This window comes from Actinoalloteichus sp. GBA129-24, from assembly GCF_001941645.1.
GTDB classification, from domain to species: Bacteria; Actinomycetota; Actinomycetes; order Mycobacteriales; family Pseudonocardiaceae; genus Actinoalloteichus_A; species Actinoalloteichus_A fjordicus.
The window spans coordinates 5,903,062-5,927,016 of record NZ_CP016077.1 but is presented as its reverse complement, the minus strand read 5'-3'; the positions used below and the strand labels follow the sequence as shown (position 1 = coordinate 5,927,016).

Genomic DNA, 23,955 nt, shown 5'->3' with positions numbered 1-23,955 from the left:
TCGCCGCCACGTGTGGTGGTCGCTCCATCGGGGTATGTGAGCAGGAACGTCCGAGCGAAGAGTCGATGACCGGATGGGGAGTGTGAAGAGATGGAGTTGGGCCTGCTGCGAGAACTCGCCACGAGGTCGGGTCCGTGCGCGGTGGCATATCTCGACGTCACCCGCGACACCGAGGAGGCCTATCGCGCGATCGCGCTGCGAAGGCGGGCGATCGAGGAGGAGCTGGCCGATCGGGGAGTGGACGCGGCCACGCTGTCCGCCGTGGACGAGGCGCTGGAGTCGGAGCCCTGGGCCGTCGGCCGCGCGGGCCGCGCCGTGGTGGCACAGAACGGCACGGTCCTGCTCGACCGGCTGATTGCCGAGCCGCCCGAGAACACGATCACCGCCTATTCCCGCGTCCCCGACGTCTTCCCGCTGGTGGCGGCCGTCGCGGCCGAGGAGCCGGTGGTGGTCGCCGTCGTCGACCGGATCGGCGCCGACATCGGGGTGCACGTCCGAGACGGCGGCTGGCGCACCGATCGAACCGTGGAGGGCGAGGATCGCCCGGTGCACAAGGTGCGCGGTCTGGGCTGGTCGCAGAATCGAGTGCAGCGCCGGGTCGAGAACACCGCCGCGCACAACGCCGCCGAGATCGCCAGGGAGGTGGACCGAGCCGCCGCCGAGATCGGCACCAGGCTGATCGTGATCGCGGGGGAGGTGCAGGCCCGCACCGAGGTGCTCGCCGCGCTGCCTGCACGGAGCAAATCGATCGCCGTGGAGGCCGAGCACGGCGGCCGCGCTGCCGGGTCCGACCGGACGGCCTTGGCCGAGGAGATCCAGCGCTTGGCTGCCGAGTTCCTGGCTGACGAGGCCGGCCAGGTGGTGGAACGGTTCCAGGCGGAGCTGGCCGCCGGGCAGGGCCTGGCCGTGAGCGGGCCGGAACGAGTCGTGGCCGCGCTCCAGGCAGGCGCGGTCGACACGATCCTGCTGCCCTCCGACGGCATGGACCGCGAGGTGACCGTGGGCGACGACGTCACCGACATCCGCTTCCGAGACGCGCACCGCACCGACGGCGGGGACGACGACCTCGGCGTGGGCCGGGTCGACTCCGCCGTGGCCCTGGCCGCCGCCGCGACCGACGCTCACCTGTTCGTCATCGACCCGGTGAGTGCCGTGCCAGACGGCGTCGGCGCGGTGCTCCGATTCCCGATGCCCCGGTGACCTTCGCTGCGCCCGATCGGGCCTGCGGGCCGAGAGCCGCACCCGGGCCTGACCCGGCGTAGGAGAGGTCCGGGGAACCGACAGCAGACGAGCTGAGGAGACCACCATGGTGCAACGGGGAAGCGACAAGCACGGTGCCCGGCTGGACGACGAGCTGAGCAGTGAGGTGGAGGGCCTGACGAGGGCGAACCGCAGCACGCGGGCGGAGGAGTCCCGCGATCCGGAGCCGCCCGCCGACGACGACCCGGCCGTCGCCTACCGGGCACGACCGGAGGACCCGGAGGAGCCGCCTCCGGAGGGGCACTGAGGCCGCGACGGGGCGTTCTCGCCCGCGAGGAGCGGTTGCAGGGCCGCGCGGCCCGACGTCCGCGGGATGTCGGGCCGAGGGGGTCGCCGGGGCTGCGAGGGTTGGTGCGTGCGGACCAGAACGCGTCGTCCCGCGCCGCATGAGCGGTGGTGACTTCGGGCTCCCGACGACCAGCCCCGGCCGCCGAGGAGGCCGCCGACGAGGGACCAACGCCGAGGCGGCGTTCACCGGACCGGTGAACGCCGCGTCGATGTCGTCCGGCCGGTCGGTGCCGGCCGCGCCTTTAGTTCTTGCTGGGCTGCTCGTCGCGCTCCACCGGGATCGTGTGCACGGTTCCGTTCTGGGTGGCCGTCTCCGTGGCGGTCTCGTTCTGCATCGACTGCATCAGCGTCTTGGCGAGGCCGAGACCGGTGCCGCCGAGGGACAGCGCCTTGCCGAACAGCTCCGACATCCCGTCGGCGCCGTTGAGCACCACCAGATTGTCGATGTTGCTGAAGGCCTTGGCGCCCGCGTCGACGATCTCGGGCCAGTTCTCGGCCAACTGCTGGGCGACCACGGCCTCCTGGTTCTCGGCCAGTGCTGCCGCCCTGGCCCGGATTCCCTCGGCCTCGGCGAGTCCCTTCGCCCTGGCCGCGTCGGCCTCCGCCATGCCCTTGGCCCGCGCGGCGGCCGCCTCGGCCTCACCCGTGGCCCGTGTCGCGTCGGCCTCTGCGGAACCACGTGCCTTGGTGGCCTCGGCCTCGGCCTGCGCCGCCGTCTTCACCCTGGTCGCGTCGGCCGCCGCCTTGAGCTCGGTCTCCTTCGCCTCGGCCTGGGCCCTGGCGATCCGGGCGTCGCGCTCGGCGTCGGCGACGGTCCGCGTCTCGTACGCCTTGGCGTCGGCGGGCTTGCTGATCTCGGAGAGCAGTCGCTGCTCGGAGAGGTTGGCCTCCAGTTCGGCGGCCCTGGTCTCCTGGACCACGACCTCCTGGCGGGCGCTGGCCTCGGCGAGCGGACCCGACTGGCTGCTCTTGGCCCGCGCCTGATCCATCTCGGCCTGGTAGCCGGCCTGCTGGATCTCGCTCTCGCGCACCGACGCGGCCTTCTTCGCCGCCGCCTGCTGCTCGGCCTCGGTGGCCTCCTGATCCCGCTCGGCCTCGGCGATCCGCGCGGAGGCGGCGACGGCGGCGGCGTGCGGCTTGCCCAGGTTGAGGATGTAGCCCGACTCGTCGTCGATCTCCTGGATCTGCAGCGAGTCGATCACCAGACCGAGCTTGCTCATCTCGTCGGCAGAGGACTGCCGAACGGCACCCGTGAGCGCGTCCCGATTGTGGATCAGGTCCTCGATGGTGAGTCCACCGCAGATCGACCGCAGATGTCCGGAGAACAGTTCGTGAATGGTGCTGTTCATGCCGTCCTGACGATCAAGGAATCGCCGCGCCGCATTGGCGATCGAGACGAAATCGTCACCGACCTTGTAGATCACCACGGCGCGGACCGTGACCGGCAGGCCCTGCTGCGTGACACAGGAGACCTGAAGATTCGCGCCATTGGTGTCCAACGACAGCCTGCGCGCCACCTGGAAACCGGGCAGCACCAGGGTGCCCTTACCAGTGATGATCTTGAACCCCATGCTGTCCGGCCTGCTCTTGGGCGTAGAGCCGGTGCCGAGGCCGGAGATGATCAGCGCCTCATTCGGCTCGGCGACCTTCCATAGCATTCGCAGCAGGATGACGAAGACGAGGATTCCCGCCACCACTGAGATGGCGACGAGAAGAAGTCCCTCTGGCATGTGGTGCTCCCCAGAATGGTAGACGTCACAGACGACGACGAATGGTTCGCCGCCGACCGAGACGATCAGCCGAGAGGGAGCCAGCGCTGCACATAGACGCTGCGCGGCGGCTGATGATCCACGACCAGGATCTGCTCACCCGGCTCGATGACCTCACCTGCCTCGGCAGGATAGGCGTAGAACGCCTCCACTCCGCCGCGAATACTGATCATCACCTCGCCGACCAGACCGGGCCCGATCTTTCCTGTGACGCGACCCCGGTTGCCGATCATGCGCTCCCTGCCTCGACTGTCGTCCAGTCAGCCTGAGCATAGATGCTGCGCAGGCTGTTTTTACCCGGATTGAACATGCTGGTGGTCATAGGGTGTTCACGGTGATCGTGTCGCCGGGGGCCAACCGGGCCCCGTGGTTCGGGAACTGACCGATCACCCTGGCGTTCTCCCCGCCGAAGAACTGATTGACCTCGATCTCCAGATTCAGCGCCGCGATGGCCTCGCGCGCCTCCCGCAGGGTGCTGCCGGTGACGTACGGCGCGCTGACCGCATTCGACAGGACCACCCCGACCTGCGTGCCCGGCTGATCGATCATGGTCTCGGCGGCGGGATCGGTGCGGATCACCTGGCCGCCGTCGAGGTCCTCGGAGAACTCCGCCTCCAGCTCGACCGGTTCGAAGCCCTGTTCGCGGAGGGTGTTGAAGGCGTCGTCTCGCGCCATGCCCGCGACGTCGGGCACCGGAACCGGCGGCGGGCCCTTGCTGAGGATCACCGTCACCTCGCTGTCGATGGGCAGGGCGGTGCCTGCCTCGGGATCGACCCGGATCACCGCTCCCTCCTCGACCTCGGCGTGGAACTCGGCAAGCTCCTCATCGACGACCGGTTCGAGTCCGGCCTCCTCGAGCTGCGCGAAGGCCTCGTCCTGGGTGCTGCCCGCCGCGATCTCGGGCACGATCGGCTGCCCGGTGGAGACGCGCAGCCGGACCTCGGCACCCCGCCGAAGTCGCCTGCCCTCACCCGGCACGGACTCGATGACCTCACCGGACTCGATCTCGTCGTGCGGCGTCGGATCGAGCCTGACCTCCAGATCGGCCTCCCGAAGCGCCGACTCGGCGCGCGCGGAGTCCAGGCCCGCCAGCGCGGGCACCGAGGTCCACTGGGCGCTGTTCCACCACCAGAGCAGCAGTCCGAGGACGAGCACGACGACCAGCGCGATCATCCGCTTCGAGGTCAGTCCGAACAGCCCGCTGCCCTTGGCGGACCCGTCCCTGCCCGGTCGTCCGCGTCGTCCCCGTCTACCCCGATCGCCGCGTTCGCCGCCGAGACCGCCCATGTTCGCGGCGTGCACGGCATCCGGGGTCTCTTGTGGTCCCGGTGGCAGGTCGGCTCGATTGAAGGCCCTGGTCGCCCGGGGATTCGGGCCTGCGCCCGCGCCCGGAGCGGCCGCCGGTCCGGCAGGCCCGCCTGCCGGTCCCCTCGGCGGCAGCACGGTGCGGATGGTCGGAGCGTCCAGGTCGGCGGGCGAATCCGCCGGACCGATTCCCCCGACACCGTGCGCGGCGGCCTCGTCCGACGGCGGAGTCTCGGCGGCGGGAGCCTGCCAGACGGCCGTGCCCGAAGTGCCGGTGCCGGTGCCGGTGCCTGCGGCCGGAGTCACGCCGGGCACCGCGACGGCCCCGAGTCCCAGCGCGGTCCGCGTCTCCCGCAGCTCGCGCAACAGCACGCCCGCGTCGGCGGGTCGTTCGTCCTGCTCCCGACGGGTCGCCCGCAGCACCAGCTCGTCCAGCGCGGCGGGCAGCCCGGCGGCCTGCTCGCTCGGTGCCGGAACGCGATCGTTGACGTGACGGTAGGCCGTCGAGAAGGGGGTGTCCCCGGCGAAGGGCGGCACGCCGGTGAGCAGCTCGTAGAGCACCACGCCCGCCGCGTAGACGTCGCCTCTGGCATCGGTCTCGCCGGTGGTGACCTGCTCCGGGGCGAGGTAGTCCACCGTGCCGAGGATGATGCTGTCGCTGGTGGTCTTGGCATCGGCCAGGGCGCGGACCAGCCCGAAGTCGGCGACCTTCACGACGCCGTCCCGGCTGATCAGGATGTTCTCCGGCTTGATGTCCCGGTGGACGATGCCGTTGCGGTGCGCCGACTCCAGTGCCGAGAGCACCGGCTCGAGCACGCTCAGTGCCACGTCCGGCGGCAGCGTCCCCCGCTCGCGCAGCAGGTCGCGGAGGGTGCCGCCGTCGACGAGTTCCATCACCAGGAAGACCTGAGCACCGGACGGGGAGCGGTCGACGCCCTGATCGTGCACCGTCACCACGGACGGGTGGTGTAGGCGGGCCGCCGACCGGGCCTCCAGCTCGAAACGCCGGACGAAGCTCACGTCCCCGGAGAAGCGATGATCCATGACCTTGACGGCGACCGGTCGATCCAGCCGAAGGTCCACACCCCGATACACGACCGACATCCCGCCAGTGGCCACCACCGAGTCGATCCGGTACCTGCCCTCAAGCGTCGTGCCGATGACGTGCGCCTCCCGTCGGTTCACACCTGCGATCGTACGGAGGACCACCACCTCCACCGGTGGAGGGCGGCGCAGCCGGTCTGTGGCAGGGTTGTCGGTGTGAGTGAGTTCCCCACCGCCCCGGACGTGCTCGGCCCCGAGGTGGAGGTCCTGCCGTTGCCGGACGTCGCCGATCGGCTCGGCGTTCCGTTCACCCGAGTCCACCAGATGCTGCGAGACGGGCTGTTGCTGGCGCTGCGGCGCAACGGCGTCGCCGTCGTCCCCGCCGAGTTCCTCACCGACGACACCATCGTCAAGGGCCTGCCGGGGACCGTCACCGTCCTCCAGGACGGTGGCTTCTCCCATGAGGAGATCATGCGGTGGATGTTCACCGAGGACGACTCCCTGCCGGGGACGCCGGTCACCGCTCTGCGGGAGAACCGAGGCCGCGAGGTGCGGCGTCGCGCTCAGGCCATGGCGTTCTGAGCTGGACTGACTCGTCTCCGCCGGTCGGGAGCAGGCCGCGTGCGGGCCGCCTGCCTCCGGCGTGGGTGCGTTCTTTGGTGTCTTCGGCGTGGTGTCGTCTTCGCGCCTTCGGCGTGGTGTCGCCTTTCGCGCCTCCGGCGCGGTATCGCCTTTCGCGCCTCCGGCGCGGTGCGCTCCCCGCACCCCACAGTCGAGCCCCGTGCCGTCGATTCCTGAGCCGAGGGCAGCAGGATGATCACCTTCGCCGCATGGCGTGACGGTCGATACGTTCCGCTCGCCGAACTGCTGGTGTGCCTCGGTGACCGGGGCCTGGCGCTGACCTGGCAGCTGTGGATCGAGGAGGCCACGGCACACCCTCGACTCGCCGACCTGTTCGCGGCCTCGGGCGGGCCCGCAATCGGCACGCTGGAGCTGCTCGCCCTGACCGCGCCGGATCTGCAGGTGATCGACGGCAGGTTCCTCGGCTGCCTCGACGGTGTGCCCACGATCGAGCTGACGGCGTTCGACAGCACCAGCTGGGACGTCGAGTGCACCGACGAGCGGCTGCTGTCCCGTCTCCGGCGCCGATATCCGGACGCGCACTCGCCGTCGGCCCTGCCACCGTGATGCCGGGCCCGGCAAGAGCCGGCCCCGAGGAGAATCCCCGGCGCGCTCGGAGTCCGGCGCGATGCCTCACCGACGATCGGCGCGGAACGGGGCCGGGCGCCGACCCCGACCCCGACCCCGTGCGATTCAGTCGGACGACGGCGGCAGGCCGACCGGGCGGTCCACCCGATCTCGGCTCGACAGCCGCAGCGGGTCGGGCCGAACCAGCGACACCGCCGCCAGCACCGACACGCCCAGCGCACCGAGCAGGTAGAACCACGAGTAGAGCGCGGTGTCCCCGCTCGGGAAGGTCACCAGCAGCAGCCACACCGAACCGCAGACCGCCGCCACGGTGGCCGAACCGGGCCACTTGAGCGCCGCCGCCAGCGCGAGCGGCCAGCTGAAGTACCAGGGCAGTGTCGCGGGGGAGAGCAGCGCGAGCGCGAAGAGGGTGATCGTCGCGTGATAGACGGCCTGGGGGCCGCCGTGCCGCGCCTTCCACCACTGCCAGACGGCGACGCCCGCGAACGCCACGAAGCCCAGCAGCCGAGTGACGGTGAGGAAACCGGGCAGACTGGCGGTGACGAACCAGCCGGCCACCAGGTGCGCGATCTGCGCCACCGCCGTGGGCACCGAGAGCCAGTTGACGATGAGCGAGGACGTCTGCAGTGCGCTGATCCAGCCGAGATCGACGCCCGCCACCAGCGTGCACGCGGTGAACACCGCCAACGACACCGCCGTGGTCGCCCCCGCCGCGCGCAGGAAGCGCGACCGGGCCGAGCCGTGCAGCCTCGCCGCCCAGATCCACACCATGAACGGCAGCGCGATCACCGCGGTCGCCTTCATCGCGGCGGCCAGCATGATCAGGACGATTCCCCAGACATGGCGGCGATTCAGGGTGACCAGCACCCCGGCCGCCAGCAGACCCACCATGAGCAGGTCGTTGTGCGGCCCGCCGACCAGGTGAACGAGCATCAGCGGGTTCGCCGCCGCCATCCACAGGGCCTGGTCGCCGCGTCCGCCGAGATGCCGGGCCAGGCCGGGCAGCGCCCAGCACATCAGCACCAGGCCGAGGACCATCACCAGACGCATGAGCAGCACGCCCAGGATCAGGTTCTGCCCGGTGATCATCACCACCGTCTTCGCGACCAGGATGAACAGCGGACCATACGGAGCGGGCGTGTTCTGCCAGACCCAGCTCACGTTGTCGGCGAGCGGGCCGGGCAGCGCGGCAGGCCCCATCTCGTAGGGATCGATGCCGTGCGCGGCGAGGTTGCCCTGCGCCAGATAGCTGTAGGCGTCGCGACTGAACAGCGGCGGCGTGAACATCAGCGGCAGCAGCCAGCCGCCGATCGCGGCCAGCACACCGTGGGTGCCGACTCGTTCGATCCGCACCTCGCGGCCCAGCCGAACCCAGGCCCAGACGAGCAGGCCGAGCCCGAGATAGAGCAGGCCGGTCGCCAGATCGCGCCCGTGTCCGAAGCGGACCCAGCTCAGTCCGGAGCCCGCCAGGAGCGGATCGTGGTTGAGCACGCCCGCCGCGCCGACCGCGCCGAGGGCGATCAGCACCGATCCGGTCGCGCCGATCAGCACGATGCGCAGCGGAACCAGCCTGCGGAAGACGGCCAGCCTGCGGAACAGGCGGAGTCGATCGGGCGAGTTGCTCACGGCGTGTTCTCTCGACGGGTGATTCGGGGGGCTGAGTGCGGTGTGGCCTGCTGCCGAAGTCGTCACGGCGGCGGTACGGGAGGTGTCAGGGCTGCGCATCGCGGCCCCATGGTCCCACAGGCCGCCGGTCGCACTCGGCCTGCCGCAGTCCTGATTCCATGATCGTGTGTCCATCAGTGTCGATATGATCACCGAGGGTGTCGACCCTACGGCTGAACGGGTGAGGGCGTTCGGTACTCCGGTCAGTGGTCACGTCGGGTGGCGCTGGCCGCCAGCCTGGTGAGTCCCTCCCGCGCGTCCGACACGATCGGCGTCGCCGCCAACTCGGTCAGCGCCTGCTCGGTCAACCGGTCGATCTCCTTCTCGACCTCCGCCACAGCACCGAGGTCGATCAACACGGCGCGAGCGGCGGACACGCCGTCCTCGTCCAGCTCGGCATTGCCCACGGCAGCCCGCAGGATCGCCGAGGCCGAATCGTTCACCCGTTCAGCGGCTCGGCGCATCCCGATCGACAGCAGCAGCGTCCGCTTGCCCTCGCGAAGGTCGTCACCCGCGGGCTTGCCGGTGACGGCGGGATCGCCGAAGACGCCGAGCTGGTCGTCACGAAGCTGGAAGGCCACCCCGATGGCCGTGCCGAAGCCGCGCAGCCCGGCGACGACCGCCGCAGGCGCGTCGGCGATCGCCGCGCCGAGGTGCAACGGCCGCTCCACGGTGTAGGCCGCGCTCTTGAGCCGGTTTACCCGCAGTGCGGTCTCCGGGTCCTCGTCCCCGCGTACCTGCGCGAGCATGTCGAGATACTGGCCCGCGAGCATCTCGGTGCGCATCGCCTGCCAGGGCTCGGCCGCCCTGGTCGCCGCCGCCGCCGAGAGCCCCGACTCCCGCAGCATGTCGTCGGCCCAGGCGAGCGAGAGGTCGCCGAGCAGCACCGCCGCAGCCATCCCGAACCGGTTCGATCCCGTGGCCCAGCCCGCCTGCCGATGCCGTTCGGCGAAGGTGACGTGGACCGTCGGCAGGCCTCGGCGCCGGGGCGAGTCGTCCATCAGGTCGTCATGGACCAGCGCGCAGCCCTGGATCAGCTCCAGGGCGCTCGCGGCGCGGATCACCGCGCCCGCCTGGGCGCCCGTCGGGTCGCCGCCCGCCGCCCGCCAGCCCCACCAGGCGAAGGTGGGTCGCAGGCGTTTCCCCCCGCTCAGCACGAGTTCGATCAGCGAGTCCGTCGCGTCGGCGAACTCGCCTGCCGTCGCCCGCTGCACGGCCTGCCTGGTTTCGAAGAACGACACGAGTTCGTGTCGTACCAGGTCGGGAAGGTCGTCGTCGGGGGTGCGCAACGATCGGGGGGAGGAATGCACGACGCCCATCCTCCGAAAGGTAATCGTGGTCACTCCACGCGGGGTCGTGATCGAGTCGAGAAGCGCGTGTGCATCGTCCGCGCCTCCAGTCGTTCACGATGTGGACGCCCTTAGTCTGGAAATCATGACGGCCGTCGTGGATCGATTGAGAGCGCAACGTCCGGTGTTCTCCGTGGAGTTCTTCCCGCCACGCGACGATGAGAGTGAGCGCAGGCTCTGGCGTGCGGTTCGAGAGCTGGAGCCGTTGGACCCCGCCTTCGTGTCCATCACCTATGGGGCGGGGGGATCCAGTCGGGATCGCACCATCCGAACCACTGGGCGCATCGCCCAGGAGACGACCCTGGTGCCGATGGCACATCTGACCGGCGTGAACCACTCGCTGGCGGAGCTGCGCAACGTCATCGGCTGGTACGCGGCCGTCGGCGTGCACAACGTGCTGGCGGTGCGCGGCGACCCGCCCGGCGACCCGCTGGGCGAATGGGTGCCGCATCCCGAGGGCATCACCTACGCGGAGGAGCTGGTGCGGCTGGTCCGCGAGCTGGGGCCGTTCTGCGTCGGGGTGGCGGCCTTTCCCTATGGTCATCCTCGATCGGCCGATCTGGAGGTCGACGCCGACCATCTCGTGCGCAAGATCCGCGCGGGCGCCGATTTCGCCATCGCCCAGCTCTTCTTCCAACCGGACGACTTTCTTCGACTGCGGGACCGACTCGCCGCCAGGGGATGTGACGTGCCGCTGCTGCCCGGTGTCATGCCCTTGACCACTCAGCGCATGCTGACCAAGACCGTCGAGCTGTCCGGCGCGGACGTGCCCGTCGCACTGGCACGCAGGCTGGAGCGACATGCCGACGACCCGGCGGCCTTCCGCGCGGAGGGCATCGAGATCGTGACGGAGCTGTGTTCGAACCTGCTCGCCGAGGGCGTCGACGCGCTGCACTTCTACACGCTCAATCGGGCGACGGCGACGCGGGAGGTGGTCGCCAGGCTCGGGCTGCTTCCGGTCCGGCCCTGAGCGGGCTGTCCGAGGCACGGCGACCCGTCGGCCTCGGGGGACCTGCGGAGTCCTTCGAGGCTGATCGGGTCGTCGCCGTTGCGTCGGCTTCGTGCTCCCGGCGTCGGCACGGCGCAGCGCGGAGGGTGGATCTGGATCGGCCGCCTCGGCACTGGCCGCGTCGCGCCTGGTCCGGGGCCTCCGCCGGGGGGTTCTCGGCTGCTCGGGTGCGCGCCTTCGCCGTCCCGGCAGGCCTGCCGTCGTGCGCTCGCCGGGGCCGTGATCAGCGGTGGATCAGGCGGCGGCTGTACCGATGGGCGTTCAGCGCGAGGATGCCGACCAGCACCGAGGCGCTGCCGGTCAGAGCGCCGACCGTCACGGCCCCCCAGATCCAGGTGTCGCCCGCCCCGCCGTGCTGGAGCGATGCCTGCAGAGTGTTCAGCCCGCCCGCGCGCGGCCGCCAGGTCACGGTCCGCCCCTCGGCGCGACCGTTGGTGTTGTCCACCTCGGCGGGGAAGGTGACGGCGACGCGGATGTCGGCGTTCTCCTTGGTCACCTGGCTCAGATCCATCGTGGTGTTGAACGACAGGTTCTCGCCGATCTGTCGCAGGCTGAAGCGGTAGCGGCTGGCTTGCGGTCCGTTGCCGACCAGCTCCTGGAGCTGTTCGAAGGTCAGGCTGTCGAAGGTCAGCAGGGTGCCGACGTACCCGTCGGAGTCATACGGCTCGACGGTGATGAGCTGGTCCATCCCCGGCGGCACCTGGATCACGGGGCCGACGTCGTCGGGCCGGGTGGGCAGCGCGGCGACGACGAATCGCCCCGAGACGCGGTCCTGGTCGTTGATGTCCATCACGATGTCGAGCCGCATGCAGCCGCAGGCGAACACGGCGACGAACGACAGAATCAGCGCAAGTGCCGACGCCCTTCGACGAGTGGGCGTCACGGGGATCAGCGGGGCCACCGGCTCATCTTCGCAGGAGATTCCGGCGTCTCGCCCGAGATGCGCGGGCGTCCACTCGAGAGTATGAGTATGTCTCGCTTTCTGTCGTCGAGGCCCGTCTGAGCTCGCGCGGGCCGCTCGCCGGGGCTGCCCGGCCTGCCTGCCATGGACGCGGCGGCGGCACCGCGAGGCCGGATCTCGGGTCACCTCCTGGACGGGGGGAGGGCCCTGGTCGCGGACCGGACTTCCGATGCGGACGGTTCGCGCCGAACCACCCGTCGGGGCGAGATCCGACGGTTCGAAGCGGCACGGACTCTTGCTTCGACGCCTGCGGGCGAGACTGACGGGACTGCGGACGGCGGTCGCCGCACCGACGGACGTCTTAACCGTGGCGGCACGGTGTCGGCCTGCGCGATGCGGTTCCTTCCCGGCCGGAAGACGCGGCGCATCACCCCTGCCGCCCGCTTCGTCGGCCGTCACGAAAACCTGCCGACCGCCGACGAGCAAGCAGGTAGCGTGCCCGCATGTCCTCCACTCCTCCTCCGGCCAAGGGCGTCCACGAGATCAGCGATCGATTCGTGGACGACTTCGTCTCCCTCGCTCCGAGCGACGCCACCTTCATCGGCATCTCGGGATACGACGACAAGTTGACCGACTACTCGCCGGAAGGCTTCGCGGCCAGGGGAGAGCTGGCCGCGACGGCGTTGCGGGCGATGGCGGCGGCCGAACCGGCCGATGCGGCGCAGCGGGTCGCCAAGGCCGTGTTCCAGGAGCGGATCGGTCTCGACAGCGAGCTGCATCAGGCAGGGCTGGACTCCGCGGCGTTGAACGTCATCGCCAGCCCGGTGCAGGAGATCCGAGAGGTCTTCGACCTGATGCCCACCGAGAGCACGGAGCACTGGGAGAACATCGCCGCCCGGCTGCGGTCCGTTCCCGACGCGCTCGCGGGACTGCGCGTGTCGCTGGGTGCGGGTGCCGCCGCGGGCCGCTGCGCAGCGTTGCGGCAGGTTGAGAAGGTCGCCGGACAGTGCGACACCTGGTCGGGTGGCGGCGACGTCGACTCCTTCTTCGGCTCGCTGATCGGCGGCGCCGACGGCCGGGCGGACGTGAACGCCACCCTGCGCACCGAGCTCCAGGCGGGCGCGGACGCCGCCGCCCAGGCCTACGCCGACTTCGCCCGATTCCTCCGTGCCGACCTCGCCCCGAAGGCACCGACCAAGGACGCCGTGGGCCCGGAGGCATACCAGCTGTGGTCGCGCTACTTCATCGGCGCGCGCCTGGACCTGGCCGAGGCCTACGCCTGGGGCTGGGAGGAGTTCTTCCGCATCGAGACGGAGATGAAGGAGGTCGCGGGCCGCGTCGTGCGCCCCGGCGCCACGCTCGCCGAGGCCGCCGCCGCCCTGGACGTCGATCCTCGCTACCAGGTGACCGGGCAGGACGCCTTCCAGCAGTGGATGCAGAACCTCTCCGACGCCGCCCTGCGGGAACTGCGCGGCGTGCACTTCGAGATCCCCGACGAGCTGATGAGCCTGGAGTGCCGGATCGCCCCGCCCGGCGGCGGCAACGGCGCCTACTACACCGGCCCCGCCGACGACATGTCCCGACCGGGCCGCATGTGGTGGTCGGTGAACACCGGCCAGGCCGACTTCGCCACCTGGCGTGAGGTCACCACCGTCTACCACGAGGGCGTGCCGGGCCATCACCTCCAGGTGGCCACGGCCGTGCATCTGCGGGAGCGCCTCAACAAGTTCCAGCGCCTGCTGTGCTGGGTGTCCGGACACGGCGAGGGCTGGGCGCTGTACTCCGAGCGGCTGATGCGCGAGTTGGGCTACCTCTCCGACGACGGCGACCTGATGGGCATGCTCAACGCCCAGCTGCTGCGGGCGGCCAGGGTGATCGTCGACATCGGCATGCACCTGGAGCTGGAGATCCCGAAGGGCACCGGCTTCCACGAGGGCGAGCGCTGGACGCCGGAGCTGGGCCTGGAGTTCATGCTCACCAGGACCATCGAGGCCCGAGACCACGTGTACGACGAGGTCGACCGCTACCTCGGCTGGCCGGGCCAGGCGCCCTCCTACAAGCTCGGCGAGCGGCTCTGGCTGGCGGCAAGGGACGACGCCAGGAAGCGAGGCGGCGCGGACTTCGACATCAAGGCCTTCCACCGGCAGGCCCTGGAGATGGGCGCGCTCGGCCTGGACGACCTTCGGGAGCAGCTGGCGCAGCTGTGAGGCGGGTCGCCTCGGCTGTGGAGTCGCCGGGGCGCCTTGGTCGGGCTGCTCGCGGGCGGTGACCAGCGCAGAACGTGGTCATCGCCCGCGAGGGCGCCGAGCGCAGAGCCGAACGCCGGGCGGAGCGAGTTCCGGGCAGAGCCGAACTCCGGTGCGACGGCCGCCACCGTCGGTTCGGCCCGGTCCCCGCGTCGCTCCTCGGCCTGGCTCGCTTCGGACGGGAAAAGATCGCGAGATCCCCTGCGGAGCCGTTCGATCCGTCGATCCCACCGGACTGAATCGGCTGCCCGCCGGCAGCGCCCGGGCGCGACGGTCCGGGTCCGGGTCCGGGGCGCTCGGCGATTGCGAGTGAGTGGCTAGGCTGGTCCTCGTGCCTGCCGATCGGTTTCCTCTCCTATCCGGAGTGAATGAGAATCCGGTTACCGTCCGGTAAGATCCCAGGTCAGCAAGTGTCCTCCCCGCGTACGCGGGGCTGTTCCCAGGCCGGACTGCTCGTTGAGGAGATGCGACTGGTCCTCCCCGCGCACGCGGGGCTGTTCCCAGCACCCCGGAGTCCTTTCCTCCGGAGAAGGACAGTCCTCCCCGCGCACGCGGGGCTGTTCCGTACGCGGTTGGGGGTGACGTCGTGGTCGGGGGGTCCTCCCCGCGCACGCGGGGTTGTTCCGCAAGCTGTGCTGACGGCGCGGAATCTCGAACTCGCGGAGTCGTCCCACACCAGCGAGACCGTTCTCGGTCTGGTCCTGATCGGCTCGTTGCCGTCCCTGCCTGCCCGGCACGCGCAGCGCCGTCCCACGGTGGCGGCGTGAGCTGCGGAGGCCGAGAATCGGCGATCGAGTCGATCACCGAGCGACCGGGCTGCGGAGCCCGTCAGTCCAGCGGCAGGGTGCGGCCCAGTACCGCGAAGGGGCGGGGGTCGCCCGCGAAGCGGTAGTTGCGCAGGACGTCCTCGAAGCCGACACGGCGGTACAGCCGCCAGGCCCGGCTGGGGCCCTCCGGCGTGGAGAGCAGCACGTTGGCCCCCTCGGCCTGGTCCAGCAGCATCCGCAGCAGCGTCTCGCCGACGCCGTGTCCCTGCGCCGTGGGCAGCACGTGCAGTTCGGTCAGCTCGAAGTAGTCGGGCAGCCAGTGCTGGGCGCCCGCGGCGTGGCCGGTGTCGAGCAGCCCGTGGTTCACCTGTTCGTACCACCACTGGCCGGGGGCGCCGCGATAGCCGTAGGCCACCCCGACCATCGCGCCCCGGTGATCGAGGGCCGCGACGCCGCGCCAGCCCTCGCGGACGGCGTGGGAGAGCCAGGTCGGGCCCCGATGGTGCATGGCGCTGGGGGGATAACGCATCGCGGTGACGTAGACCTGGAGTGCCTCGGTGAGCCTGAGCCGCATCTCCTCGGCGGACAGCTCGACGAAGCGTTCCCAGCCCGCTGCGGCGGCGGCGCTCACCTGCTGGTGCCCCCCGCTTCGGCGACGGCCAGCACCCGGCCGCCGGTCAGTGCGACCAGCTCGGCAAAGGTGATGGGGAACAGTGCTTTGGGATGTCCGCCTGCTGCCCAGATCACCGGGTGATCGGCCAGGCTCGCGTCGATCAGCGTGGTGATCGGCGCGGGATGCCCCACCGGGGAGACGCCGCCGATGGCCTGGCCGGTATGGGTGCGCACGAACTCGGGCGTCGCTCGGCCGACCTTCTCGACGCCGATCGCCGAGGCGAGCAGCGCGGTGTCGGCGCGGTGCGCGCCGGAGGTCAGGGCCAGCAGCGGTGCCGAGTCGGCGTCGAAGATCAGGCTGTTGGCGATGGCGCCGACGTCGACGCCCACCGCCTCGGCGGCCTGGGCGGCCGTGCGGACGTCGGCGTCCAGGACGCGAATGCCCTCCGCCGCATCGGGCAGGCCTGCCTCGGCCAGTGCCGCCGCGACCTTGCGTACACCGGGGTGCTCGATCGAGCTCACCCGTTCATCAGATCACGCCTGGCGCGTTGTCGGCATCTCGGGTTAGTGTGGGGATGTTCGAACATCAGTTCGAATGCAGTCCGACTCGTCCTCGCGAGCAAGCTCCCTTCGGAGGCCGCCGTGTCCGTTCAGTACGACTCCGCCGTGATTCACCCCGGGCCCGCCCATCAGGTCCTTCCCCTTCGGACAGTCCCGGCGATGCGGCCTGCTCCCGCGCCCTCCTCCTCGGCGCTCGCTCTTCTCGACCAGGCCCGCTTCGCGCTGGGCGAGTCCTGCCGCGCGGTGAGCCACCACGACCGCTTCCTGCACTCCTATCTGAGCGCCCTGCGGGCAGGCGCGGCGGTGCTGGCCACCAGGACCCGCCCGGCGCCCGGCCTCAGCAGGCCGCGCAGCGTGTGGTGGCTGCTCTCCCAGGCCGCGCCGGAGTTCGCCGAATGGGCGGGCTTCTTCGAGTCCTGCTCGGCCCGGCGGGCCGCCGTGCAGGCCGGTGTCCTGCGGGTCGTGTCGGTCCGCGACGCCGATGATCTCGAACGTCAGGTCCACCAGTTCCTGGCGCTGGCCGAATCGGCAGTGTGGGGAGGCAGGCGATGAAGCGGGTGACGGCGATCGACTACGAGCGTTTCCTCGACGTCCTGTCCATCGACGGCGAGCGGCTCGCGTCCTGCGTGGGCAGCGCGCCGGGGAACAGCCCGGTCCCCGGCTCCCCGGGGCTGACTCTCGCCGAGACGGTGCGGCGCCTCGGCGACGTCTACCGCTCCACAGCCGACTGGACCCGCTCGCCGGACGGGACGCCCGTCCCGCCTCGCGAGGTGCACATTCCCCGGCAGGGTGACGATCGGCGGCTGGCCGAGTACCTGCGGGCCGGGCTGGCCGAGGTGGCGGGCGAGCTGTCCGCCCATCGGCCGGAGGAGCGCTGCCCGACCTGGTGGCCCGCCGACGCCAGCTTCGGCTTCTGGGCGCGACGGCTGACCCACGAGACGATCGTGCACCGGGTCGACGTGCAGGCCGCCGCGGGCCTGCGGTGCGATCACGTCGACACCGACATCGCGGTGGACGGCGTCGACGAGGTCCTCACCCTGTGGTTCGATCACCGGCTCGGCGAGTTGGCCATCACGGCCTCTCGCCCGGCGACGGTGGCCGTGCGGACCGGGGGGCGGGTCTGGCTGACCCAGGCTGGGGCCGCCGGGACCACGGTGCGGGCGGTGCAGGCGGACGCGGTGCCCGACGTCGACGCGACGGTCTCCGGTGATCCCTTCGCCGTCTACCTCTGGCTCTGGGGCAGGCTGCCGGACTGGGCGGTCACCCTGGACGGCGACGCCGACGCGCTCGCCCAGCTCTGGGTGCTGTTGAACGTGGCCACCCGGTGAAGCCCTGGTCCGGAGCGGCGGTTCCAGCCCGCCGCTCCGGGCCGGGTGCCTGCCTGCGACGGGCAGCGACGGCGGAGGTGACGGCCCGACCCGACCGCCGCGTCAACGGCGGGCGATCCCGCCCGAGCCGGGCTCGGCGCGGCCCGTCGACAGCCCTGCCCTCGGGCTGCCGCGACGAACGGTGCTGCCGTCCGGCACCGATTCCACCGATGCCGACCGTGTCACATCTCCGTCCGTCTCGGGTGTCCACTGCCTCGGATCGGTGATGCTGAGGCCATGCACGCAGCGATTCGACGAACGACGGCAGCGGCCCTGGTGCTCGGCGCCTCGGTGCTGGCCGCAGGCTGCTCTGTCGAGTCGCGGGCGAACGCGGCGGCCGAGAACGCCGCCCTCGCCGTCGCCCAAGAGCTGGGCGTGGAGCTGCGGCACTCCTCGGCGACGCGGGCGGCGGAGTACGGGCGGCGGGCGGCGGAGTCCGTCGATCTGCTTTCCCTCGACGAGGCCCGCGACGGCGAGACCTCCTCGGTGCGGCTGGTGATCCGGACCGAGGGACGTGGTGAGGCTGCGCCTCGACCGCAGATCGTGCCGGGACAGACGACCCAGGTCGCCACCGTCGTCCGCTGCTACGAACTGGTGTTCGCAGGCGACGACGATGAGGACGGCCGGGCGCTTCCGGTCGACTGTCCTGCCGACGCGGAGCCGATCAGCTATCCGCCGCTGCCGCCGACGCCGGAGCTGCCCGAGGAGTTCGCCGATCTCCTGAGCGACGCCCTGGCCGAGGCGGCCGAGAGGGAGGCCGTGTCGGAGGAACAGGTCCGTGCCGTGGTCGACGGGCTGTCCACCGGGGAGGAGTCCACCCGCGACCTCGCCGCCTCGGACGGCGCCGTCGGGCTGGCGTTTCGGGCAGGCGACGACTGTGTGCTGGGGCGGGTCGCGCCCGGTGACTCGGCCGTCTGGACGCCGGCCCGCGTTCAACTCCAACCCGGCGAACTGAACTGCTCGGCGGGGGAGGCCCTGGGCATGCTGGGCAGCAGACCGCCGCACTGAGGCATCGGCTTCCGTGCCTCGGGACACGCCGCTACGCCTGCCCCGTCGTTCTAGCGAGACGATCTTCGGCCGAGCCGTTCTCGGATCAGGTGACGAGGCATCCGGGCGGATCGACTCGTTCTCCCCGCTGCCCGCTTCGGCCGAGGAGAACCGCGAAGGCACCCGGCGACGGCGAGGCCCCGCCGAGTCGACGCAGGTTCGCCGCCGTCGCCTGCCGCCCGCGTGCCGCCCGCCTGCCGCCTGCTCACCCACGCAGCCGCAGGCCCTTCGGCGTGGCGCGGAAACCCGCTTGCTGGAGCACGGCGGCCAGTCGGGAGCCCAATGCCTGCTCCCCGTCGGCCCGCGACAGCACCAGCGGCTCGGTCCGGCCGGAGCGCACGACGTCGACCAGCGCCGCCGTCGCCGTTCGCAGTGCGGTCTCGTCCTCGGTGAACGACAGCAGGGACTTCCCGCCGCGCTCCACGTAGAGCACCGGCTCGCCGTCGACCAGCGCGATCAGCGCCCCCGCCTTGCGCCCCGGCCGATGCCCGCCCGCGCCGATCGATGCGGGCCACGGCAGCGCCGCGCCGTAGGGCTGGGCCGGATCGGCTGCCGCCAGCACCGATGCGGCCGGTCGCCCGTCGAGCCGGCCCGCCTCCCGCGAGAAGGCCCGCAGGCCGTCCACGGCACCCGGCACCGCGAACTGCGCGCCGCCGGGACCTCGGACGAGCAGGCCTCGCCTGCACCGCCCGGACTCCTCCATGGCGCGCAGCACTCGATACACGCCCGCGAAGCCGCCCGGTACGCGCTCGCCCTCCACCGCGCCCCTGGTGAGCACGCCGTGCCGGGCGAGGAGGGCCTCGGCCTGCGCGTGGGCCCGCCGGGTCGGGTCGGTCTCCCGGACCGGCACCAGCGACCAGCGGCCCGCGACGGTCGGCGGCCCGCTCGCGCCCAGCATCGGCCTGCCGTGCCTGCTGACGCGCAGACCCGCGCGCCGTCCTCGGGGAGCCTGCCTGCGCGGGCGGTGCGTCGCCGCGCCGCCGCCGAGCAGGGCACGCAGCGGCGCGAGGGTGTCATTGGTGACCAGCCCCGCCCACACGAGCTGCCACAGCGCGGTGACCAGGTCGCCCTCGGCCTGCCGTGGCTCGCCGCGATCCGTGGACCACGCGGCGATCCGCTCGACGAGCCCTCGGAAGAACAGCCCACCCGAGGCCAGGGCGGTGAGCAGCGCCCGGTGCAGGTCCGTGTCCAGCACCGGATCCTCCGCCGCGGGCGGCGGGAGGATCAGTTCGGCGAGGTCGGCAGGCGCCAGCGCCAGCCAGCCGTCGCCCGCGCCCAGTGGGCCGCATCCGCACCACACGACCTCGCCTGCGGCCGTCAACTCGTCGAGTGCGGCGGGCCGATAATCCGGCAGCCGGGCGCCCAGGATCATCGACTCCACCGCGCTCGCGGGCAGCGGCGCCCCGGCGAGCTGCTCGATCACCGCCAGCACCTCGTCCGGACTCGCTGCATCGACCCTGGAACGGGCGGTGGACGCCGTTCCCCCGCCGTCCGCACCTCGGCCCCGGCGCGCGGCCCCGACCTCGGAATCGTCCGCGCCGACCGACGTGCCGTCGAGTCCCGGCGCCGTTCCCTCGGGCCCTGCCGGGAGCGGCGGCGCGGGCAGCACTCCATGCCAGTCGGGGAGGAACCGCCCGAGCGCGGCGGGTTCCACGGGTTCGACCTCCGCCCGGAGCCGTGCGAGCGAGCCGCGCCGGAGTCTGCGCAACACCTCGGCGTCGCAGTACTCGGTCGGCGTGCCGAGACCACCGGGGATCGCGGTCTCGGCCTCGACCGGCCGCAGCTCGCCCCGCACCAGCCTGCCGCTGACCCGCAGGCGGTCCAGCCGATCCGTCACCGGCCCGACGCCGAGTCCGAACCGAGCCGCCGCCTCCGCCGCGCGGAACGGCCCCCGGCCCCGGGCGAACCGGATCAGCAGATCCCCGAGCGCATCGGAGGTCGCGGTCAGCAGCGCGGCGGGCAGCCCGGCGGGCAGCGTCGTGCCGAGCGCGTCCCGATAGCGGGCGGCGTCCTCCACGGCGATCCAGCGACGCTCGCCCGCCACGATCACCTCGATCGCTCGCCCGGCCGTGACCAGCTCGGTCACCCAGTCGAGCAGGCCGCCCCTGGCGATGATCTCCTCGCTGCCCAGGTCGCCGAGGAAGCGCAGCAGGTCGGCGACGCCCTCCGCATCGGTGACGTGGTACTCCGGGTCGGTGCGCTGCAACGCGGCCTCGACCTCGGCCAGCACGGTCGGATCGAGCAGGTCCCGGACGGCCTCGGAGCCAAGCAGCTCGCCGAGCAGCGTCGCGTCCAGAGTGAGCCCGGCCGCCCTGCGCTCGGCCAGCGGGACGTCCTCGCCGTAGAGGAACATCGCCACGTACCCGACCAGCAGCGCGCGAGCGAAGGGCGACGGTGCCCGTGTCTCGACCTCGACGACCTCGACCCGCCGAGCCGAGGCGTCGCGGAACACGGTGACCAGACCCGGCAGGTCGTAGACGTCGCGCAGGCACTCGCGCATCGTCTCCAGCATCACCGGGAACTGGTCGTACCGGGCCGCCACCGTCAGCAGCTGCGCGGACCGCTGTCGCTGCCGCCACAGCGGGCTGCGCCGTCGCGGGTCCCAGCGCGGCAGCAGCAGCGACCGCGCCGCGCACTCTCGAAAGCGGGCCGCGAACAGCGCGGAGGAGCCGACCTCCTGACTGACCAGCCGCTCCACCTCGTCGGGCTCGAAGAGGACGTCCTCGGCGGCCACCGTGTGCTCGCCGTGCTCCTCGGCCAGCTCGGCGGGCAGCCGCAGGACGATGCCGTCGTCGGAGTGCACCAGCTGCGGGTCGACGCCGAGCCGGTCCCGCAGCCGGGCCGCGATCAACAGCGCCCACGGCGCGTTGACGCGGTCGCCGAAGGGGGAGTGCAGGACCCACTGCCAGTCGCCCAGCTCGTCGCGGAACCGTTCGAGGAGCACCGTGCGGTCGTCGGGCACCCGGCCGGTGGCCGCGCGCTGCTCGGCGAGGTAGGCGAGGAGGTTGTCGCAGGCCCAGACGTCCAGGCCCGCGGCCTCGGCCCGGCGACGTGCCGAGTCGGGGTCGGCGGCGACGATCTCGCGGACGAAACCGCCCAGCGCGATGCCCAGTTCCAGCGGCCTGCCCGGCGAGTCGCCCTTCCAGAACGGCATCCGTGCGGGCAGGCCCGGCGCCGGGGTCACGATGACCCGGTCGTGGGTGATCTCCTGAACCCGCCACGAGCTGGTGCCCAGCAGGAAGGTGTCGCCCACCCGCGACTCGTAGACCATCTCCTCGTCCAGTTCGCCCACCCGCGCGCCCGGCTCGCCTTCGCCGCCGGGGGTGGTCACGGTGAACAGTCCTCGATCGGGGATGGTGCCGCCGGAGGTCACCGCGAGTCGCTGCGCGCCGGGCCTGGCATGCAGCACGTCCGCCGTCCGATCCCAGACGATCCGCGCGCGCAGTTCGCCGAACTCCTCGCTGGGATATCGCCCGGCGAGCATGTCCAGGACCGCGTGCAGTGCCGAGTCGGGCAGCCCGGTGAAGGGCGCCGCCCGCCGCACCAGCGCGGCCAGCTCGGCCACCGACCACGGCTCCATCGCGACCATCGCCACGATGTGCTGAGCCAGGACGTCCAGCGGGTTGCGGGGAAAGCGGATCTCCTCGATGGCGCCGCTGCGCATCCGCTCGGCGACGATCGCGCAGGACACCAGGTCGCCTCGGAACTTCGGCAGCACCACCCCGGTGGACACCGCGTCGACGTGGTGCCCGGCCCGGCCGACCCGCTGGAGCCCGGCGGCCACGCTCGGCGGCGCCTCCACCTGGATCACCAGGTCCACCGCGCCCATGTCGATCCCCAGCTCCAACGAGGACGTCGCCACCACGCACGGCAGCATCCCCGCCTTCAGCTCCTCCTCCACCTCGGTGCGCTGCGCCCGCGCCATCGAGCCGTGGTGGGCCTTGGCGATCACCGAGGGGGCGCCCGTGGCGACGCCGGACTGCCCGACCGCCTCCGCCGGGAAGCGGACCGGCCCGGCGGGCCTGCCCGCGCCCGCCAGGGCGGCTCCGGCGCTCCCGGGGCGCGCGGCGACTGCCCGGCCGCCCGTCGCCGCTCCGGGTGTCCGCGCCGTCGTCGGCGGGCCGGTCTGCGGGCCCGAGGTCTGGTCGGTGGCTCCGCCGACGTCCGGCGTCTCCGCCGAGGGGCCTGCCGATCCGTCGCCTTCGGCCGCGTCGTCGGGTTCGGCAGGTCCGAGCGCGGCGTCTGGATCGGCTGCCGCACCGGCGCCCGCCCGCCCGTCGAGGTCCGACAGCCGGTCGAGGTCCACCCTGGCGAAGCCCTCGCCGTCCAGCTCCGGACCGGCGAGGCGCGCGCCGTCCTGCGCTGCGGTCTCCTCCGCCACCAGCTCGTTCAGCCGCGCGGTGAGCCGCTCGGCGAGCCGCCGAGAGTTGACGAAGACGATGGTGGATCGATGGGCGCGGACCAGGTCGAGCACCCGCCGCTCCACTGCGGGCCAGATCGAGGCGCTGGGCACCGAGTCGGCGGCAGGCACCGCGGCCGCCTCGCCGCCCGCCGGGGCCTTCGCGCTCGATGTCGCTCCGGACTCCTCGGCGTCCTCGACGGCGGCGCCCACAGCAGGCCGACTCGACCCCGGCCCGGCGCCGCGCCGCCGATTCGCCGGTGCGGCAGGCGGGACGGGCTCGGCCTGCTGCTCGTCGAGCCGCGACATGTCGGCGACCGGAACCTCCACCCGGACCGCCACCTCCTTGGGGTGGACAGGCCGAACGACCTCCACCGGCGCCCCGGCGGCCAGGAACGTCGTGATCTCCTCCACCGGCCGAACCGTTGCCGACAGACCGATCCGCTGTGCCGGGCGGACCAGGAGCGCGTCCAGCCGCTCCAACGACACGGCGAGATGAGCGCCTCGTTTCCCACCCGCCACCGCATGCACCTCGTCGACGATCACCGTCGCCACACCCCGCAGCGACTCGCGTGCCGCCGAGGTCACCAGCAGGAACAGCGACTCCGGCGTGGTCACCAGCACGTCGGGCGGGGTGCGGTTGAACCCTCGGCGCGTCGCCGAGTCGGTGTCGCCCGTCCGCATGCCGACCGTGATGTCGGGGGCGGGCAGGCCGAGTCGCGTCGCAGAGCGACCGATTCCGGCCAGCGGACCACGCAGGTTCCGCTCCACGTCGACCGCCAGGGCCTTCATCGGTGAGACGTAGAGCACCCGGCACCGAGCCCGAGGCTCGGCGGGCGGCCCGGTCACCGCGAGTCGGTCCAGCGCCCAGAGGAAGGCGGCGAGGGTCTTGCCCGCCCCGGTCGGCGCGATCACCAGGGCGTGTCCGCCCCGTGCCGCGGCCCGCCAGGCACCGGTCTGGGCCGAGGTCGGAGCGGGGAAGGTGGTGCCGAACCAGTCGCGAGTGGCGGGGGAGAACAGCTCGAGCCCCCGCTGCGCATCCGCGCCCGCGGGATCGCCGATGCCACTGCCTGGGCTCATCGGACCATCCTCACCCAGCACACCGACGACTTCGACTCGGTGCGAGGCTCGGACGTCGGGTGAGATCGCGGTTAGGG

Annotated in this window: 18 protein-coding genes; 9 read left to right on the top strand and 9 right to left on the bottom strand. The window is 72.1% G+C overall.

Features of this window, described 5'->3' with window-relative positions; translation table 11 throughout:
- Window positions 1–90 precede the first annotated feature (90 nt).
- Together UA75_RS25415 and UA75_RS25410 are read left to right on the top strand one after the other, a co-directional pair.
- Window positions 91–1,200 (top strand): Vms1/Ankzf1 family peptidyl-tRNA hydrolase, encoded by a 1,110-nt coding sequence (locus UA75_RS25415; RefSeq protein ID WP_075742402.1) that lies wholly within the window; start codon window positions 91–93, stop codon window positions 1,198–1,200.
- Between the two features lie 109 nt (window positions 1,201–1,309).
- Window positions 1,310–1,507 (top strand): hypothetical protein, encoded by a 198-nt coding sequence (locus UA75_RS25410; protein WP_075744202.1) that lies wholly within the window; start codon window positions 1,310–1,312, stop codon window positions 1,505–1,507.
- A 283-nt stretch (window positions 1,508–1,790) separates the two neighbouring features.
- Here UA75_RS25410 and UA75_RS25405 read toward each other — a convergent pair whose 3' ends face one another.
- From UA75_RS25405 to UA75_RS25395, 3 genes are all read right to left on the bottom strand, one after another.
- Window positions 1,791–3,278: a flotillin family protein gene (locus tag UA75_RS25405; protein WP_075742401.1), complete on the bottom strand. Its 1,488-nt coding sequence runs from the start codon at window positions 3,276–3,278 to the stop codon at window positions 1,791–1,793.
- Between the two features lie 65 nt (window positions 3,279–3,343).
- Window positions 3,344–3,550, bottom strand: coding sequence for a hypothetical protein (locus tag UA75_RS25400; protein ID WP_075742400.1), 207 nt, complete (start codon window positions 3,548–3,550; stop codon window positions 3,344–3,346).
- A gap of 85 nt (window positions 3,551–3,635) precedes the next feature.
- Window positions 3,636–5,807, bottom strand: a complete 2,172-nt coding sequence (locus UA75_RS25395; RefSeq protein ID WP_075765574.1) for a Stk1 family PASTA domain-containing Ser/Thr kinase — start codon at window positions 5,805–5,807, stop codon at window positions 3,636–3,638.
- 75 nt (window positions 5,808–5,882) lie between these two features.
- On the opposite strand from UA75_RS25395, the gene UA75_RS25390 reads away from it, so the two are divergent.
- Together UA75_RS25390 and UA75_RS25385 are read left to right on the top strand one after the other, a co-directional pair.
- Entirely contained in the window at window positions 5,883–6,248 is a 366-nt protein-coding gene (locus UA75_RS25390) for an Rv2175c family DNA-binding protein (protein ID WP_198042855.1), read from the top strand.
- Between the two features lie 231 nt (window positions 6,249–6,479).
- The gene (locus UA75_RS25385) at window positions 6,480–6,854 is read left to right on the top strand and encodes a hypothetical protein (protein WP_075742398.1); all 375 of its coding nucleotides are present in this window, start codon (window positions 6,480–6,482) and stop codon (window positions 6,852–6,854) included.
- A gap of 126 nt (window positions 6,855–6,980) precedes the next feature.
- On the opposite strand, the gene mptB is transcribed toward UA75_RS25385, so the two are convergent.
- Together mptB and UA75_RS25375 are read right to left on the bottom strand one after the other, a co-directional pair.
- Complete coding sequence (gene mptB, locus UA75_RS25380) at window positions 6,981–8,600, bottom strand: polyprenol phosphomannose-dependent alpha 1,6 mannosyltransferase MptB (RefSeq protein ID WP_083684152.1); 1,620 nt, start codon at window positions 8,598–8,600, stop codon at window positions 6,981–6,983.
- A gap of 143 nt (window positions 8,601–8,743) precedes the next feature.
- Window positions 8,744–9,859: a polyprenyl synthetase family protein gene (locus UA75_RS25375; RefSeq protein WP_075742397.1), complete on the bottom strand. Its 1,116-nt coding sequence runs from the start codon at window positions 9,857–9,859 to the stop codon at window positions 8,744–8,746.
- Between the two features lie 115 nt (window positions 9,860–9,974).
- On the opposite strand from UA75_RS25375, the gene metF reads away from it, so the two are divergent.
- Window positions 9,975–10,859, top strand: a complete 885-nt coding sequence (gene metF, locus UA75_RS25370; protein ID WP_075742396.1) for a methylenetetrahydrofolate reductase [NAD(P)H] — start codon at window positions 9,975–9,977, stop codon at window positions 10,857–10,859.
- A 262-nt stretch (window positions 10,860–11,121) separates the two neighbouring features.
- Here metF and UA75_RS25365 read toward each other — a convergent pair whose 3' ends face one another.
- A complete protein-coding gene (locus UA75_RS25365) occupies window positions 11,122–11,706 on the bottom strand; it encodes a DUF3153 domain-containing protein (RefSeq protein WP_157434429.1) in 585 nt (194 codons plus the stop codon).
- A 596-nt stretch (window positions 11,707–12,302) separates the two neighbouring features.
- On the opposite strand from UA75_RS25365, the gene UA75_RS25360 reads away from it, so the two are divergent.
- A complete protein-coding gene (locus UA75_RS25360; protein WP_075742394.1) occupies window positions 12,303–14,006 on the top strand; it encodes a DUF885 domain-containing protein in 1,704 nt (567 codons plus the stop codon).
- Between the two features lie 867 nt (window positions 14,007–14,873).
- Here the strand turns inward: UA75_RS25360 and UA75_RS25355 are convergent.
- Both UA75_RS25355 and UA75_RS25350 read right to left on the bottom strand, forming a co-directional pair.
- A complete protein-coding gene (locus tag UA75_RS25355) occupies window positions 14,874–15,386 on the bottom strand; it encodes a GNAT family N-acetyltransferase (protein ID WP_075744199.1) in 513 nt (170 codons plus the stop codon).
- Window positions 15,387–15,439: 53 nt separating this feature from the next.
- Window positions 15,440–15,946 (bottom strand): YbaK/EbsC family protein, encoded by a 507-nt coding sequence (locus UA75_RS25350; RefSeq protein ID WP_075742393.1) that lies wholly within the window; start codon window positions 15,944–15,946, stop codon window positions 15,440–15,442.
- Between the two features lie 198 nt (window positions 15,947–16,144).
- On the opposite strand from UA75_RS25350, the gene UA75_RS25345 reads away from it, so the two are divergent.
- The 3 genes from UA75_RS25345 to UA75_RS25330 all read left to right on the top strand — a co-directional run bounded on the left by UA75_RS25345 (window position 16,145) and on the right by UA75_RS25330 (window position 18,360).
- On the top strand, window positions 16,145–16,537 hold the full coding sequence (locus UA75_RS25345) for an SAV_6107 family HEPN domain-containing protein (RefSeq protein ID WP_075744198.1): 393 nt from the start codon (window positions 16,145–16,147) through the stop codon (window positions 16,535–16,537).
- Window positions 16,534–17,313 carry a maleylpyruvate isomerase N-terminal domain-containing protein gene (locus UA75_RS25340; RefSeq protein ID WP_075742392.1) on the top strand — a complete coding sequence of 260 codons (780 nt, stop codon included), beginning with the start codon at window positions 16,534–16,536 and terminating at the stop codon, window positions 17,311–17,313. Before UA75_RS25345 ends, UA75_RS25340 begins: the two co-directional genes overlap by 4 nt.
- Before the next feature lie 276 nt (window positions 17,314–17,589).
- A complete protein-coding gene (locus UA75_RS25330) occupies window positions 17,590–18,360 on the top strand; it encodes a hypothetical protein (protein WP_075742390.1) in 771 nt (256 codons plus the stop codon).
- Between the two features lie 244 nt (window positions 18,361–18,604).
- Here the strand turns inward: UA75_RS25330 and UA75_RS25325 are convergent, their stop codons facing one another.
- Complete coding sequence (locus UA75_RS25325) at window positions 18,605–23,878, bottom strand: DEAD/DEAH box helicase (RefSeq protein WP_075742389.1); 5,274 nt, start codon at window positions 23,876–23,878, stop codon at window positions 18,605–18,607.
- Between the last annotated feature and the right edge of the window lie 77 nt (window positions 23,879–23,955).

Coding starts and splice junctions, on each gene's coding strand:
- UA75_RS25415 (WP_075742402.1), top strand. CDS start 91: ATGGAGTTGGGCCTGCTGCGAGAACTCGCCACGAGGTCGGGTCCGTGC.
- UA75_RS25405 (WP_075742401.1), bottom strand. CDS start 3,278: ATGCCAGAGGGACTTCTTCTCGTCGCCATCTCAGTGGTGGCGGGAATC.
- UA75_RS25400 (WP_075742400.1), bottom strand. CDS start 3,550: ATGATCGGCAACCGGGGTCGCGTCACAGGAAAGATCGGGCCCGGTCTG.
- UA75_RS25385 (WP_075742398.1), top strand. CDS start 6,480: ATGATCACCTTCGCCGCATGGCGTGACGGTCGATACGTTCCGCTCGCC.
- mptB (WP_083684152.1), bottom strand. CDS start 8,600: ATGCGCAGCCCTGACACCTCCCGTACCGCCGCCGTGACGACTTCGGCA.
- UA75_RS25375 (WP_075742397.1), bottom strand. CDS start 9,859: ATGGGCGTCGTGCATTCCTCCCCCCGATCGTTGCGCACCCCCGACGAC.
- metF (WP_075742396.1), top strand. CDS start 9,975: ATGACGGCCGTCGTGGATCGATTGAGAGCGCAACGTCCGGTGTTCTCC.
- UA75_RS25365 (WP_157434429.1), bottom strand. CDS start 11,706: ATGCGGCTCGACATCGTGATGGACATCAACGACCAGGACCGCGTCTCG.
- UA75_RS25360 (WP_075742394.1), top strand. CDS start 12,303: ATGTCCTCCACTCCTCCTCCGGCCAAGGGCGTCCACGAGATCAGCGAT.
- UA75_RS25355 (WP_075744199.1), bottom strand. CDS start 15,386: ATGCGGCTCAGGCTCACCGAGGCACTCCAGGTCTACGTCACCGCGATG.
- UA75_RS25345 (WP_075744198.1), top strand. CDS start 16,145: ATGCGGCCTGCTCCCGCGCCCTCCTCCTCGGCGCTCGCTCTTCTCGAC.
- UA75_RS25340 (WP_075742392.1), top strand. CDS start 16,534: ATGAAGCGGGTGACGGCGATCGACTACGAGCGTTTCCTCGACGTCCTG.
- UA75_RS25330 (WP_075742390.1), top strand. CDS start 17,590: ATGCACGCAGCGATTCGACGAACGACGGCAGCGGCCCTGGTGCTCGGC.
- UA75_RS25325 (WP_075742389.1), bottom strand. CDS start 23,878: ATGAGCCCAGGCAGTGGCATCGGCGATCCCGCGGGCGCGGATGCGCAG.